Raw genomic sequence first — 14,522 nt, 5'->3', positions numbered from 1 at the left:
CGGGGTGCCCCTGCTCGTGCGGGAGGTGCGGTTCAGCCCTCGGCGGGGGCGAGCCGGATGCTGACGCTGTTGATGCAGTAGCGGTCGCCGGTGGGCGTCTGCGGGGCGTCCTCGAAGACGTGGCCCAGGTGGCTGTGGCAGCTGGCGCACAGCACCTCGACGCGGCGCATGCCCAGGCTGCGGTCCTCCTTGAGCACCACGTTGTCACCGGCCGACGGCTCGTAGAACGAGGGCCAGCCGCAGTGCGAGTCGAACTTGGTCTCGGAGGTGAACAGCTCGGCGCCGCAGGCCCGGCAGGAGTAGACGCCCTGGGTCTTGGTGTCGGTGTACTCGCCGACCCACGGCCGCTCGGTGCCGGCCTGGCGCAGCACGGCGTACTCCTCGGGGGAGAGCTGCGCGCGCCACTCCTCGTCGCTCTTGGTGACCGTGGGCTGGTGCTCGACATGCTGGGTCATGCACCCCACGGTACGACCGGGCCGCCACCCCCGCCCGTGGTGCGGGAGGGGTGACGGCCCGGTCGTGGGACGTGCTGGGGTCAGCGGCCGAAGAGCTGCCGCAGCCGGTCCAGCAGCTCCCCGAGCACCGACCGCAGGGTGACCGTCGAGGTGGCGGTCTCCCCGGAGGAGCTGGTCAGGACGACGGCCTGGTCCCCGGCGGCCAGCAGCACCGGCACCCGCGGCGACAGCGTCACCGTTCCGGCGTCGTCGGCGGTCGCGGTGCCGACCCGGCGTCCGCCGATGGTGACCGTGACCTGCTCACCGGCTGCGAAGCCGGCGCCGGTGACGGTGACCCGGTCGCCCCGGAAGGGCCGGGACTCGCTGACCGTGGCCGTCGCCGGGACGTCGGCCGGGGTGAGCTCGATGCCCAGCACCGTCGGGTTGTGGTCGCTGGCCCGGTAGGGGTCGGCGGCGAACAGCGGGCCGTGGCCGTCGTACTGGTAGGCGTAGGACTCCACCGCGTTGGTCTCCCAGACGGTCAGCCCGGACAGCTTGTCCGCCATCGAGGGCGAGGCGAAGACGTGGTCCAGCGAGCCGGACCCGCCGTCGAAGACGTAGCTGTACTGGTCCCGGGCCAGCACCGGGCCCATGTCCTGGAACCCGGCCGCCCGGACGACGTCCAGCGGGTCCTCGTACCGGTAGGAATTGAAGTCCCCGGTCAGCAGCACGTCCGGGTCGCCGGAGGTGGCCACGAGCTGGTCGGCGAAGGCCACCAGCGCCTGCGCCTGACGGACCCGGTCGCCGTTGGAGGCACCCTGGCCGTCGCCGGTGTCGGCGTTGTCCCCGCCGCTGCCCGAGCCCTTGGACTTCAGGTGGTTGGCCACGACGGTGAACACCTCACCGGAGGCTCCAGCGGCCAGGAAGGTCTGCGCGATGGGGCTGCGCGCGTTGCCGAACGCGGACAGGTCGGCCGGCACCTGCGGCGGCCCGGCCGGGGTCACGGCCCCGGTGCGGTAGACGATCGCGTTGGTGATGACGTCGGTGTCCTCGTGTGCCCGGACGACGTCCCAGTCCTGGCGGTCGGCGGTCTCGATGGCGGCGAGGAGCGTCTCGACGGCGCGGTAGTCGTCGCCGGGAGTGGTGACGGCGGAGTTCTCGATCTCGTGCAGGGTGAGGACGTCGGCGTCCAGCGCGGTGATCCCGGCGACGATCTTGGCCTGCTGGCGGGCCAGCTCCTCGGCGTTCGAGGCCCCCCGGGACTGCCCGCCGAACGTCACGAAGTAGTTCAGGACGTTGTAGTCGGCGACCCGCAGGTCACCGCCCACCGGCGCCGGCGCCGCGGTGCGCGGGTTGGTCGGGGCGAAGTCGGTGCCCGCCGCGCTGCCGTCGGCCGGCTGCAGGCGGTACTCGTCGAACCCGTACCCCAGCACCGAGGGCTGCAGGGTGGAGACGGTGTCACCGACCCGCACCGGGTCGGTCGCCGTCAGGTACGGCGGCGCCTGGTCGGACGTGGACAGGTTGGTGCTGACCGCGTCGTCCAGCGTGATCGACCGCAGGGCGTTGTCGGCGGCGACCGCCTGGGCGGGCGCGCCCGGCTCGGCGGCCTCGGTGGGGGCCAGCAGCCGGCCGCCGGAGGACAGCAGCACCTCGCCGAAGGTGTTCAGCCCGTAGACCTCGGTGACCGTGAGGTCGGCCGGCAGGGTGACGGACATGCCCTCCAGGGCCTCGCGCTGCTCGGTGGTCGAGGGCAGCGGCAGGGTGGCGGCGGCGGGCAGCTCGCCGGCGCCGCAGACCGTGGTCAGCGGGGCGGTGAGCTGGGTGACCGTGCCGGGTGCGGCGTCCGCGGTGCGCTTGAACTCCGCGACCGTGCCGGTGACGACGACCCGGTCGCCGAGGGCGACGTCGGTCCCGCCCGGGGCGTAGACGAAGACGCCGTCGGAGGTGGCCGGGTCGCCGTCCCCGGCGTCCTGGACGTGGAAGCCGCCCAGGCCGCCGGCCTGCAGGTCGCCGACGACGGTGCCGGCGACGGTGACGGTGCGGCCGGTGACCGGGCTGGTGGCGCCGTCGCCCTGCACGCTGCCGATGGACACCGGGGTGGTGTCGCAGGTGGGTGCGGTCGGCACCGGCTCCGGGTCGGGGTCCGGCTCGGGGTCCGGGTCGGGGGTGGTGCTGCCCGACGGGGTGGGCGTCGGGGCGCCGACGGTGAAGTCCGCGGCGTTGACGTCGGTGTCGGGACCGGCGACGCGGGAGACCGACGTGGTGTTGGTGGTGCCGGCGGCCGGGGCGCCCTCGCCGCCGGTCGCGGAGGACCCCCAGGCCACCAGGTCGCGGACCGAGGCGGTGCCGGCGCAGGCGGTCGCACAGTCCAGCGGGGTGCTGCCGGTGGACAGCGCCACCTTGCCGGCGGACCCGCCCAGGGCCAGTCGACCGGTCGCGTCGGGGGTCGGCAGGTCCGCGGTGCCGCCGGTGCCGGCTGCCTGCGCCACCAGGTACGTCGCGCCCGGCGCGATCGAGCCGGTGAGCGGGGTGGCCGCCCAGCTGGTGCCGGTCGCCGAGGCGTACTGCACGCTCCAGCCGGTCAGGTCCACGGCGGTGCTGCCGTCGTTGCGCAGTTCGATGAAGTCGTTGCGCAGGGTGGCGCCGGAGTTGCCGCCACCGCCGTACACCTCGTTGACCACGACGTCGGGGGACACCGCGGCGGCCGGGGCGGCCGTGGTCACCAGACCGCCGGCGACCAGGGCGCCGACGGCCAGGCCGAGGACGGCGGGTCGTGCTGTTCTGCTCGGGGACACGGTTCTCCTCACGGCCACCGGGGCGGCCGTTCCGGGACGGGGGATGTGTCGATCCTGGCAGCGCGCTGTGTCCACGTCGATGAACAACGGGTTACCAATTCAGCTCGGGTAATGACCCGGGGTCATCTTCCGGGTGGCGGTGCGGGTGACCGGACGGTGTGGCGACGGCGACTGCGTACCGTGGAGCGGCTCGGCCGCACCCGGCCGGGCACCCCGGTACGAGAGGACCCCCGTGACGACGCCCCCGTCCTCGAACCCCACCCCGCCCGCCGCCGCACCGCTGCCCGACGTCTGGTTCAGCCGCGACCTGCCGGTGCTGCGCGCGATCGCCCGGCTGGTGGACAGCCCGGAGCACGGGGGAGCGCCCTACCTGGGCCAGGTCGTGCCGGCCAGCGGACTGCCCCGCAAGGACGTGGTGGCCGCCGTCCGCGGGTTGGTGGACACCGGGTACGTGGCGGCGCTGACCAACGTCGCCGGGGACGTCGTGCGGATCACCGGGGTGTCGGGGGAGACCCGTCGGCTCACCGGGCTGTGGCCGACCCCGCAGTCGGAGTGGGCCCGGCTGACCGAGCAGCTCACCGCACGCGTCGCGAACGCGGCCACCGAGGTGGAGCGGGACCGCTGGCGGGCGATGGCCGAGGCCGCGACCGCGGTCGGCGACGACGCCGGCGCGCTGCTGATGTCCGCGCTCATCGGCGGGTACGTGCCGCGCGCCCACTGAGCGGCCCCGTCGGCCCGCGGAACGCGGCAGCGCCCCCCGACCCGGAGGTCGAGGGGCGCTGTCGGTGGATCAGGTGGCTGAGGTCAGCCGCCGGTCAGGAGATCAGACCGGGTTGACGTTCGCAGCCTGCGGGCCCTTCTGGCCCTGCTCGACGTCGAACGAGATGCGCTGGCCCTCATCGAGCGAGCGGTACCCGCTGGTCTGAATCGCCGAGTAGTGGACGAAGACGTCCGGGCCGCCGCCATCGGGGGTGGCAAAGCCGAACCCCTTCTCGGCGTTGAACCACTTCACTGTTCCTTCGGGCATTGCTCGCTCCTAGCTGAGGTCGTACGTCGGGGTCCTGCCACTTACAGAGCCTTCCCGACACCTGAACCCTAACCACACCTGTCCAGTCCCCGCAGCACCGCACCCTCCCGGGGGTGTCCTGGAGTGGTTCAGGAACCGGTTCGGACGGCGACCGCGACGGCCACCAGACCCAGCACGTTCGTCGCCAGGTGGGCCGCCACGGGCGCCAGCAGGCTGCCGCTGCGCACCCGCAGGAGGGCGAAGAGGACCCCGGCAGCGGTCGTGGCCACCACCACGCCCAGCACGGCCAGGGCGGCCGGCAGCGGGTCGCTGACGGCGGCGTCGGGCGTCCGGGCGGTCGCCAGGTGCCACAGCCCGAACACCACTGAGGTGGCCACCACGGCCCACGGGGTCGGCAGCACCCGCCGGGCCAGCCCCAGCAGCACCCCGCGGAAGGCCAGCTCCTCGGCCAGCACGGTGCCCAGCGGGATGAACACCAGCACCCGCAGCAGCAGCTCGGCGGTGGTGTCGGTGCCGGCGGCGTCGTCCAGGAGCTCGTGCAGCGACGGCACCAGGAGAGCCACCAGGTACCCCGCCCCGACGGCACCCAGCACCACACCGCCCCAGCGCAGGCCTGCTCCGGCACGGTCCCGGGTCAGTCCCAGCTCGGCGCGGGACAGCCGGGTCGCCGCGACCAGGACGGCCACGGCCAGCAGGTTCGCCACCGTCCGGACCCCGGGGGCCGGGGGCAGCAGGGGCACCACGAGCACCCCCCAGACGAGCAGCGCCAGCGCGGTGGACAGCAGCGGCAGGCCCCGCCGGGTCACTCCTGGGTGCGCGCCCGGGAGGGCTGCACGCGCATCGGCTCACCGGGCATCTTCGGGTAGTCCGGCGGGAAGGGCAGCTCCCCGCCGGGCAGGGTCTCCCACAGCTCGAGCAGCGGCGCCAGGTCGTGGGCGACGTCGTCCACCTCGGCCCAGGGGTCGCCGTCGGCCAGCCGGTCGGGGACGGTCACCAGGTTGAGCTCCGCCGGGTCCTCGACCTCGGCCAGCTGTGCCCAGGTGACCGGGGTGCTCACCGGGGCGCCGGGGCGGGCCCGCAGGCTCCACGCGCCGGCGATGGTGCGGTCCCGGTTGTTCTGGTTGAAGTCCACGAAGACCCGCTCGCCGCGTTCCTCCTTCCACCAGGCCGTGGTGACGCCGTCGTCCCGGCGCTCGAGCTCGCGGCCCAGCCCGATGGCGGCGTGCCGGACGTCCTCGAAGGAGTGCTCCGGGCGGATCCGCACGTAGACGTGCACGCCGCGGTTGCCGCTGGTCTTGGCGTAGCCGCGGATCCCGAGCTCGGCGAGCAGCTCCCGGGTGGTCTCGGCGACCCGGCGGACGTCGGCGAACGTGGTCCCCGGCTGGGGGTCCAGGTCGATGCGCAGCTCGTCGGGGTGGTCGACGTCGGGACGGCGCACGGGCCACGGGTGGAAGGTCAGCGTGCCCATCTGGGCGGCCCACACCAGGTGCCCGGCCTCGGTGGGGCACAGCTCGTCGGCCGTCCGCCCGCTGGGGAAGGTGATCCGGGCCGTCTGGATCCACTCGGGCGCGCCCTTGGGCAGCCGCTTCTGGTAGAAGCCGTCGGCATCGGGGTCGCGCGGCCCGGTGGCCAGCCGCATGCCCTCGTGCCAGCCGTCCGGCCAGCGCTCCATCGCCGTGGGCCGGTCGCCCAGGGCCCGCAGCATCGGCCCGGACAGGGCCGCCACGTACTGGCAGACCTGCAGCTTGGTGATCGCCGGCGTGCGGTCGGTGGCGTCGTAGACGACCCGGCCCGGGCTGGACACCCGGACCTCCCGCCCGTCGACGTCGAGCACCACGGCGTCCTTGCTGCTGGCCATGCCGGGGACCCTAGGTGGTGCTCAGGCGGGGCAGGTGAGCCCGTCCAGCGGCGCGACCAGGTCCACGAGGTAGCTGTCCACCGCCGCGGTCACGCACTCGGTCTGCGGGTAGGCGGTGTGGCCCGAGCCCTGCCAGGTCAGCAGCACGCCCGAGGTCAGGTCCTCGGCCATGTCCACCGCGCCGGGCAGCGGGGTCACCGGGTCCCCCTGGGTGCCGATGACCAGGATCGGTGCGGCGCCCTCGGCGTCCCGGTCGGGCAGCGGGGTGCGCGGGGCCTCCCACGGCGTGCAGGTGTACAGGCCCAGCGCGGCGTCCGCGCCGAACAGCGGGTAGGTGGTGTTCCACTCGGCCACCAGCGCGCGGACCTCGTCCTGGTCGTGCGTCTCCTCGGTGTCCGAGCAGCTCACCGTCAGGTTGGCGTCGATCGTGTTGGTGTACGTGCCGTCCTCGCCGCGCCCGGTGAACGTGTCGGCCAGGGTCAGCACCCCGGCGGCGTCGCCCTGCTGGGCGGTGGCCAGCGACTGGGCCAGCTGCGGCCAGGCGGCCGGGGTGTAGAGCGCGGACCGGACGGCGGCGAGCACCAGACCCGGCGTCGCCGCGCGGGTCTCGCCCTCGCGGGAGCTGGCGATCGGGGTCGTGGCGGTCTGGGTGAGCAGGTCGTTGACGAAGGTGCGCGGGTCGGCGCCGACCGGGCACCCGCCGACCAGGGCCACGCAGTTGGCGGCGAAGGCGTCGAAGGCGGCCTCGAAGCCGGCGGCCTGCGCCTCCGCGGCCTCCTCGCGGTCGGCGTCGGGGTCGACGGCGCCGTCGAGGACCAGCGCCCGCACGTTCTCCGGGAACAGCTCGGCGTACGTCGAGCCCAGGGTGGTGCCGTAGCTGTAGCCCAGGTAGCTCAGCTGCTCGTCACCCAGCGCCTCGCGGACGATGTCGAGGTCACGGGCGGAGTCGACGGTGGAGAAGGCACCCAGCCCGGCGCCGTACTCCTCGGCGCAACCGGCGGCGACCTCGTCGACCAGGCCGAAGGCGTCGTCCAGCTGCGCGGCCGACGTCGGGCGCGGCTCGGCGGCCGACAACTCGTCCTTCTGGGCGTCGGAGACGCACTCCACCGGCTGCGAGAGCCCGACCCCGCGCGGGTCGACGCCGACGACGTCGAAGCGGCCCAGCACGGCGTCGGGCAGCGTGAGCGCGGACTGCACGGCGGCGTCGGTGGCCGAGAGGCCGGGGCCGCCGGGGTTCACGACCAGCGAGCCGATCCGGTCGGCCTGGGTGCCCGAGACCGCGCGGACGGCGAACAGCGACAGGGTCGGGCCGGTCGGGTCCTCGTGGCTCAGGGGCACGTCGATGGTGCCGCAGGAGAAGGTCAGCGGCCGGTCGGCGCCGGGCCGCCCGGCGATGATCGGGGCGATCTGGGCGGTGCAGTCGTCCCAGGCGACCGGCTCGACCGGGGCCTCGGTGGGCGTCGGCGACGCGGTCGTCGAGCCGGCCGCGGGTGCCGTGTCGTCCCCGGACGTGCAGGCGGTCAGGGCCACCAGCCCGACGGCGAGGAGGGCGGCGGCCCGGGTGCGGGAGCCGGCGCGGGGCCGGGAGCGAGCGGTCACGGTCGTCCACCCTAGGAGGACCTCACGCGTCACGCCCGTCCCAGCGGCCCCGGGTGGTCAGACTCTCAACCTCCCAGCACCTCGGCGAGGTCGTACCGCACCGGCACGTCGAGCTGGTCGTAGGTGCACTGGGCGGCGTCCTTGTCCGGGCGCCAGCGCTGGAACTGGCCGGTGTGCCGCAGCCGGCTGCCCTCCAGCTGGTCGTAGCGGATCTCGACGACCAGCTCGGGTCGCAGCGGCACCCAGGACAGGTCCTTGCCCGCGTTCCAGCGGCTCGTCGCCCCCGGCATCCGGTGCTCACCCTCACCCTCGACCTGAGCGTTGGCCCAGTCCTGCCAGGGGTGCCCGGAGACAGCATCGGCCCGGAAGGGCGCCAGTTCACCGACCAGCTCGCCGCGCCGCTTGGTGGTGAAGGAGGCAGCGACGCCGATGTGCTGCAGCGTGCCGTCCGCCGAGTACAGCCCCAGCAACAAGGACCCGACCAGGGGCTTCTCCGGGGTCGTCGTCTTGTGCCAGCGGAAGCCGGCCACCACGCAGTCCGCCGTCCGGACGTGCTTGACCTTGGCCATCAGCCGCTGGTCGGGCTCGTAGCCCTGGTCGCCCCGCTTGGCGACGACGCCGTCCAGGCCCGCACCCTCGAACTCCTCGAACCAGCGCTGGGCCACCGCAGCGTCCTGGGTGATCGTGGAGACGTACACCGGTGCCTGGGCCGTCGCCATCGCCTCCCGCAGCCGGGCCTGACGCTGCGCGAACGGGGTGCCCAGCAGCGACTCGTCGCCCAGGGCCAGCAGGTCGAAGGCCACGAAGGACGCCGGGGTCTCCGCGGCCAGCTTCGTCACCCGGGACGCCGCGGGGTGGATGCGCTGCAGCAGGGACTCGAAGTGCAGCCGGTCCCCGCGCGGCACGACGATCTCGCCGTCGACCACGCAACGCTCGGGCAGCTGGGCGCGGGCGGCCTCGACGACGTCGGGGAAGTAGCGGGTCAGTGGCCGCTCGTTGCGGCTGCCCAGCTCCACCTCGTCGCCGTCCTTGAAGACGATGCAGCGGAAGCCGTCCCACTTGGGCTCGTAGAACCAGCCCTCGCCGGTCGGCACGTCCTTGGTCGCCTTGGCCAGCATCGGCTTCACCGGGGGCATCACGGGCAGGTCCATGCGGGGGAGTCTGGCAGCGTGCGCCGGGCTCAGACGAGGCGCAGCCGGTCCAGGGTGGTGGTGCCGCCGGGTCGGGGTGCCCCGGTGTCCTCGACGTCGTCGGCGTCGGTGCCGGTCTCGCTGCCCTCGCCGATGGGCCTCCCCGGCGCCAGGGCGATCACCGCGCAGGCCAGCAGCACCAGGGCACCGAGCCCCTTGGGGCTGTGCAGCACCGCCGCCCAGCGGCCCAGCTCGGGCACGACCCACTGCGGTGCGCCCACGACCGCAGCGGCGGGGACCGGGTCGAGGTCGGCGACGTCGTTCGCGTCCCCCTGGGTGGTGAAGGCCGGCACCGGTCCGGTGGCGTCGACGCCGACGACCCGGTGGGTGACCAGCTCGCCCTGTCCGCCGGGACGCACGAAGGTGATCACCTCGCCCACGGCGACCTCGGCCGGGTCGACGGGCCGGGTGAAGACCATCGCGCCCACCGCCATGCGTGGCTCCATGCTGCCGCTGAGCACCGCCAGCGCCTGGCCGTCGGTGACCCGCGGGTACAGCGCGACGGTGAGCGCGGCCGCCGTCGCGCCCAGCAGCAGCAGGCCGAGCAGCCACGTCAGCAGGTGACGGAGGACGCGCGTCGCGGGGTGCACGGGACGATCGTGGGCGGGCCCGCACGCGCGGCGCATCATCAAGACAGACGATGCCGGGCCCGCCCCCGCCGTCCCAGGATGGCCGGGTGCCACACCCCCGTCCCCACCGCCGCCCGGTCGCCGTGGCCGCGCTGGCCGGCGTCGTGCTGGCGGTCCTGGCCCCGGCCGGGACCGCGTGGGCCGGCACCCAGCTGCTGCCCGGCGCCACCTGGTCCACCCCGGTCGACCTGCCCGACGCGTGGGCCGACCAGGCTGACCGGCTGGGCGTCTCGGTGGTGACGCTGGACCAGCAGGAGAACGACTGTCTGCGCCCGGAGGTGCGGGCCGGCGACCAGACCTGTGCTGCCGACGAGGGTGACCTGGCCGGTCAGGTGTCCGCCTCGATCGCCGCCGGCCGCTACGACGACGGCACCTGCGTGGCCGCCACCGCGCCCGCCGCCCTCGCGCTGACCGGCGGGGCCGTCACCCGGCTCGCGCTGGCCGGCCCACAGTGCCTGGTGCTCACGTTCGACTTCCCCGACGGCGCCGACGACGACGTCGCCCAGTCCGACACGCTCGGGGTCGGCCTGTCCCTCGTCGCGGCCGGCTCCGGTGCGGACGTGGGGGCGGGTGACCCGGGTGGCGGTGCGGCCTCCGGTGGGGCTGCTGCCGGCGGGGTGACCGGTGGCGGCGGGGTCGTGGGAGGGACCGTCGTCGGTGGGGTCGTCCCGCCGGCCGGGGGACCGTCGGGTGCCGGTCGGGACGGGGCGGGGGCGGTGGGCCCGGGGTCCACGGGGCAGGCGACGGCGGGTCGGGGCGCGGCCGGTGCCGTGGACGGGCCGGTCGGGGCGGGGGAGCGCGTCGCCACCGCGGTCGCGGACGGCGTGGCGGTCGGGTCCGCGACCGCGGACGTCGAGGTCGGCGCCGACGGTGCGTCGGTCGAGGCCGAGTCGGCCCAGACCCTGCTGGAGGACCCCTTCGCCCTGGGGGCGCTGCTGCTCGGACTCACCCTGCTCCTGTGGGTCCTCCTCGTCCTGCTCCGCCGTCGCCGTCGGGAGGAGCCGGCATGACCCGGACCCGGACCCGGACCGGCGTCACGGTGGGGCTGCTGGTGGCCGCCGGGCTCGTCGGCGGGCTGCTCCTCACCCCGATCGACCAGCCGAACGCCACCTTCGCCCTGCTCAGCGACCGGACGAGCGTCACCGCGACGGCCGGTGCCGGCTCGCTGTCCCTGACCGTGACCCCGCCGGCGTCGCCGGACGGTGTGACGCTGACCCGCCGGTCGACGGCGCTGCTCACGGTGAGCACCGCCGGGGCGCTTCCGTGGGTGCTCGACGCCCAGGTGCTGGACGCCGACGGCGCGCAGGTGGAGTGCGGGGAGGACGGCCAGGAGCTCTCGCTGGAGGCCGGCACCACCGGCCAGCAGTTCCTCGAGGTGTGCGGCGGCGACCAGGAGGTCGCCACCGGGACCACCCCGGTGACGGGCCTGGGGGTCGGGCTCCGCTGGCGGCACGGCGAGGTGACCACACCGTGGGCGGGCACGCTGCGCCTCACGCTGCAGCAGGTCGACGGCGGGTTCAGCGACCAGGTGGACGTCCCGCTGCGGCTGGAGGGCCCCGCGGCGGACGCCGCCCCCGTCGAGGCGGTGTCCGAGGCGCCCGCCGAGGGCGCGCCGGCGGCGGAGCGAGCGACCCCGGGCGTCGCAGCGACAGTCCCGTCCGCGGCGGCTCCGTCGACGTCGGCGGGCAGCGGTCCCGCCGCGACGCCGTCGGGCAGCACGACGTCCCCGGCGGTGACGCCCGCACCGCCGGCGCCCGGGTCGGGGAGCGTCCCCACCCCCGTGCTGGAGCCGCCGACCGGGGAGTCCGAGCCCGCTGCGCCCGAGCCCGCCGCGCCCCTGCCGGACGCCGACCCGGCGCCCGGGCCCAGCCAGCCCGACGCCGGGGCCTGAACCCCCCGACGGGCCGGTCAGTCCACCAGGTCCAGCCAGCCGGCCCGGCGGGCCAGCGCCACGGCCTGCAGCTGCGACTGCACCCCCAGCTTGCTCAGCACGGCCCGGATCTGGGTGCGCACCGTCGCCTCGCTGACGTGCGCCGCCGTCGCGATCCCGGAGGCCGCCAGCCCCGAGGCGAGCAGTCGCAGCACCTGGGACTCCCGCGGGCTGAGCTGCTCGAAGGCCGCCAGCCGTGCCGTCCGCTCCCCGCGGGCCCGCCGGGCTGCGGCCAGGAGCTCGTGCCGGCGCCCGACGTCCAGGACGTCCTCGCCGGCCTGGACCCGGCGGACGGTCTCGGCGAGCACGGTCAGGTCGACGTCCTTGGGCAGGACGGCGGTGGCGCCGCGTTCGACCGCGGTGCCCCACACGTCGTCCCCCTGCTCGCCGGTGAGGACGACGACGCGGCACCCGGTGGCCACGACGTCGGCGACGAGGTCCAGCCCGTGCAGGGCGGTCCCGTCGACGGCCGGCCCCAGCCGCAGGTCGAGCAGGACGGTGGCGGGCGCGGCGTCCCGGCAGGCGTCCAGGACCGCACCGGCCGAGTCCGGGGCCACCAGGACGACGCGGGAGCCGAGCGCCTCGAGCGCGAGGGCGATGGACTGGGCGAAGAGCACGTGGTCGTCGACCACGAGGACCGGCCGGCTCACCCGGCGAGCCGCAGTCCGGGCAGCCCGTCGAGGACGCCTGTGCCCGGGAGCTGGTCGACGGGGGCGGCGGTCGGGTGCAGCGGGAGGGTCAGCCGGAAGACGGCACCCGTGGTGGCCGGCCGGGCCACCAGGTCACCGCCGTGCCGGCGGGCCAGGTCGCGGGACAGGGCCAGCCCGATGCCCTCCCCGGGGCTGCCGTCGCGGCGGGCGCCGGCCTCGAAGACACCCAGCCGCTGCAGGTCGGTGAGCCCGGGACCGTCGTCGCGGACGGTGATCACCAGGTCCGTCCCGACCACCGCCTGCACCTCGACGAGCGCCCCGGGCGCGTGCACGAGGGCGTTGCCCAGCAGGTTGCCCACGATGACCGCGACGGCGTCCCCGTCGGCCCGGACGGGCGCACCGCCGGTGCCGGCCCAGCGGACGCGGAGGCCCCGCTCGTGGTGCACGGCGACCAGGCTGTCCAGCAGGACGTCGAGGTCGACCTCGGTGACCGTGGGGGTGCGCTCGGGCATCCGCAGCAGGCGCTGCAGCCGGCTCATCTCGGTGGCCGTGGCCCGCTCCAGCTGCTGACGACGGCGGGGGTCCGAGCGGACCGCGGGGTGGTGCGAGGCGGAGGTGCCGGCCTGGATGCCGGCGAGCGCCGCGCGGGCGTCGTGCAGGCAGCCGCGGGTCTGCTGCAGCAGCAGCTCGTGGTGGGCCAGCTGCTCGATCAGCGCGGCCACGTAGCGCTCCTGGCCGTCCAGGGAGTCGGTGATCCGGCGGACCGCGCCGGTCGCGGCCACCAGTGCTGCGCTCAGCAGGAGCAGGTCCACCAGCCCGGCGACGACGGGCCCGGTGGTCACCAGGGCCGACACCCCGGTGCCGGCGGTGCCCACGGCCACCACGACGGCGATGGCCTGGGAGGAGGCGCGGCCGCTGTCGCCGAGGGGGTCCACCCGACCGGCGGCGACCGCGACGGCGGTCCACAGCAGCGCCGCACCGAGCGAGCCGGCGGCCAGCGACCGGGTGACCGTCGCGGGGTCGGCCGAGGCGAGCAGCCCGGTCAGCACGACGGCCACGGCCGTGACACCGCCGACCAGGGCGTGCCGGACCGGGCGGGGGACCCGGGGGACCAGGGCCCGCAGCGCCCAGACCGCGGCCGCGGCGATGACGGCGGTCTCCGCCGCCTGGGCCAGGACCGCGCCGTCCTCGTCCAGCAGCACCCGGACGGCGAACCCGGCCGGCAGGTGCAGCCCCAGGGCAGCCAGGGCCAGGCCGATCTGGCTGCTGCCGGAGCTGCCGGTCAGCCGCCCGCGGAGCAGGTGGGCCGCGCCGGCGGCCAGGAAGGCGATCGCGGTGGCGACCACCAGCAGCTGGTGCCGGTCACCCGGCGGGGCCACCACCAGGACCACCGCGGCGAGTGCCAGCAACGCCCCGCCCGGCCCGGACAGCAGCCGCCCGCCGCGCTCGGACAGCCACCTGCGCCGCGCTGACGACCGTCCCGGACCCGCTCCGGTGCGCGTCCCCCGACTTCCCCGCATCGATCGACCCCCCGTGGTCGAGGACGACGACATCACACGATCGGGGGACAGTCCATGACCCCAGAGTCACGGAACCGGACCGTTCCGTGACGGCTTGCGACGGGGTGGTCGGACGTTCAACAGAACTGACGATGTGCGGTGCCTGTGCGGACGGCGAACCTCGTGTCGTTCGCCGAGCAGGGGCCCGGCGAGAGAGCGTCGCGGAGCGACGAACACGTCAGGAGACACACCGTGAAGAAGATCGTCCTCGCCTCGGCCGCCATGGGTGGCGCCGCGCTGCTCGCCTTCGGTGCCAGTGGCACGTTCGCCGCGTTCAGCGACCAGGAGGTCGTTGCTGGCCAAGAGGCCTCCGCCGGCACGCTGCTCCTCAGCGTCGATGGAACCGTGAGTGCCCCGGTGGAGGCCCAGGACCTGGCGCCGGGTGACTCTGCGGTGTACCCGTTCTTCATCCAGAACGTGGGCAAGGGCGTGAGCGGCAACCTCGGAGGCGTCATCACGAACGTCGTCGACTCCGAGGACGGCTGCACCGACCCGGAGCGGGCCGCCTTCGACCCGTGCCGGAACGGCGAGGACGCCGGGGAACTCAGTCGTCAGGTCTCGGCCCAGTACTTCCGGGCTCTCCCCGACAACGCAGACGACTGCCAGGACATCACCGCGGTCCCGACGACGGGCAGCTACCCCCTCGGCCAGCTGAGCGCCCCCATCGCTGCGCCGGCGAGCGCGGGGTCCACCGCTCTGCAGGCGGGCGAGGGTGCCTGCTTCCTCATCGTCCTCACTCTGGAGGACCGCCCGGACAACAACCTCGTCCAGAGCGACAACGTCTCGTTCTCGGTGGACTTCACCATCCAGCAGTTCCCGGACACCGACGACGAGAGCTGACCTGAGCGAGG

Annotated in this window: 14 protein-coding genes; 4 read left to right on the top strand and 10 right to left on the bottom strand. The window is 75.2% G+C overall.

Going from position 1 to position 14,522, the window contains the following annotated elements:
* Positions 1–32 precede the first annotated feature (32 nt).
* Positions 33–455, bottom strand: coding sequence for a peptide-methionine (R)-S-oxide reductase MsrB (msrB, locus tag ASG41_RS22460; protein ID WP_056301070.1), 423 nt, complete (start codon positions 453–455; stop codon positions 33–35).
* Positions 456–535: 80 nt separating this feature from the next.
* Positions 536–3,229, bottom strand: coding sequence for an ExeM/NucH family extracellular endonuclease (locus tag ASG41_RS22455; RefSeq protein ID WP_056301068.1), 2,694 nt, complete (start codon positions 3,227–3,229; stop codon positions 536–538).
* 232 nt (positions 3,230–3,461) lie between these two features.
* Between ASG41_RS22455 and ASG41_RS22450 the strand changes: the two genes are divergently transcribed.
* Positions 3,462–3,950 (top strand): hypothetical protein, encoded by a 489-nt coding sequence (locus ASG41_RS22450; RefSeq protein ID WP_235565016.1) that lies wholly within the window; start codon positions 3,462–3,464, stop codon positions 3,948–3,950.
* Positions 3,951–4,052: 102 nt separating this feature from the next.
* Here ASG41_RS22450 and ASG41_RS22445 read toward each other — a convergent pair whose 3' ends face one another.
* From ASG41_RS22445 to ASG41_RS22420, 6 genes are all read right to left on the bottom strand, one after another.
* Positions 4,053–4,256, bottom strand: a complete 204-nt coding sequence (locus ASG41_RS22445; protein WP_055766945.1) for a cold-shock protein — start codon at positions 4,254–4,256, stop codon at positions 4,053–4,055.
* A 128-nt stretch (positions 4,257–4,384) separates the two neighbouring features.
* On the bottom strand, positions 4,385–5,062 hold the full coding sequence (locus ASG41_RS22440) for a CPBP family intramembrane glutamic endopeptidase (protein WP_235565015.1): 678 nt from the start codon (positions 5,060–5,062) through the stop codon (positions 4,385–4,387).
* Positions 5,059–6,114 (bottom strand): DNA polymerase domain-containing protein, encoded by a 1,056-nt coding sequence (locus ASG41_RS22435; RefSeq protein ID WP_056301065.1) that lies wholly within the window; start codon positions 6,112–6,114, stop codon positions 5,059–5,061. The genes ASG41_RS22440 and ASG41_RS22435 overlap by 4 nt, the downstream gene beginning before the upstream one ends.
* A gap of 21 nt (positions 6,115–6,135) precedes the next feature.
* Positions 6,136–7,713, bottom strand: a complete 1,578-nt coding sequence (locus ASG41_RS22430) for an alpha/beta hydrolase (RefSeq protein WP_056301061.1) — start codon at positions 7,711–7,713, stop codon at positions 6,136–6,138.
* A gap of 65 nt (positions 7,714–7,778) precedes the next feature.
* Positions 7,779–8,864, bottom strand: coding sequence for an ATP-dependent DNA ligase (locus tag ASG41_RS22425; protein WP_056301058.1), 1,086 nt, complete (start codon positions 8,862–8,864; stop codon positions 7,779–7,781).
* A gap of 29 nt (positions 8,865–8,893) precedes the next feature.
* A complete protein-coding gene (locus tag ASG41_RS22420) occupies positions 8,894–9,493 on the bottom strand; it encodes a signal peptidase I (RefSeq protein ID WP_056301053.1) in 600 nt (199 codons plus the stop codon).
* Between the two features lie 86 nt (positions 9,494–9,579).
* Here ASG41_RS22420 and ASG41_RS22415 point away from each other — a divergent pair, with 86 nt between their 5' ends.
* Together ASG41_RS22415 and ASG41_RS22410 are read left to right on the top strand one after the other, a co-directional pair.
* A complete protein-coding gene (locus tag ASG41_RS22415; RefSeq protein ID WP_056301049.1) occupies positions 9,580–10,542 on the top strand; it encodes a hypothetical protein in 963 nt (320 codons plus the stop codon).
* Positions 10,539–11,423, top strand: a complete 885-nt coding sequence (locus ASG41_RS22410) for a hypothetical protein (RefSeq protein ID WP_056301046.1) — start codon at positions 10,539–10,541, stop codon at positions 11,421–11,423. The genes ASG41_RS22415 and ASG41_RS22410 overlap by 4 nt, the downstream gene beginning before the upstream one ends.
* Before the next feature lie 17 nt (positions 11,424–11,440).
* Here the strand turns inward: ASG41_RS22410 and ASG41_RS22405 are convergent, their stop codons facing one another.
* On the bottom strand, positions 11,441–12,112 hold the full coding sequence (locus tag ASG41_RS22405) for a LuxR C-terminal-related transcriptional regulator (RefSeq protein ID WP_056301044.1): 672 nt from the start codon (positions 12,110–12,112) through the stop codon (positions 11,441–11,443).
* The gene (locus tag ASG41_RS22400; protein WP_162245594.1) at positions 12,109–13,494 is read right to left on the bottom strand and encodes a HAMP domain-containing sensor histidine kinase; all 1,386 of its coding nucleotides are present in this window, start codon (positions 13,492–13,494) and stop codon (positions 12,109–12,111) included. Before ASG41_RS22400 ends, ASG41_RS22405 begins: the two co-directional genes overlap by 4 nt.
* Before the next feature lie 369 nt (positions 13,495–13,863).
* On the opposite strand from ASG41_RS22400, the gene ASG41_RS22395 reads away from it, so the two are divergent.
* Positions 13,864–14,511, top strand: a complete 648-nt coding sequence (locus ASG41_RS22395) for a TasA family protein (RefSeq protein ID WP_157519669.1) — start codon at positions 13,864–13,866, stop codon at positions 14,509–14,511.
* Positions 14,512–14,522 lie beyond the last annotated feature (11 nt).

The organism is Modestobacter sp. Leaf380, from assembly GCF_001424485.1.
Classification (GTDB): Bacteria; Actinomycetota; Actinomycetes; order Mycobacteriales; family Geodermatophilaceae; genus Klenkia.
This window is presented reverse-complemented; position numbering and strand designations above follow the sequence as displayed.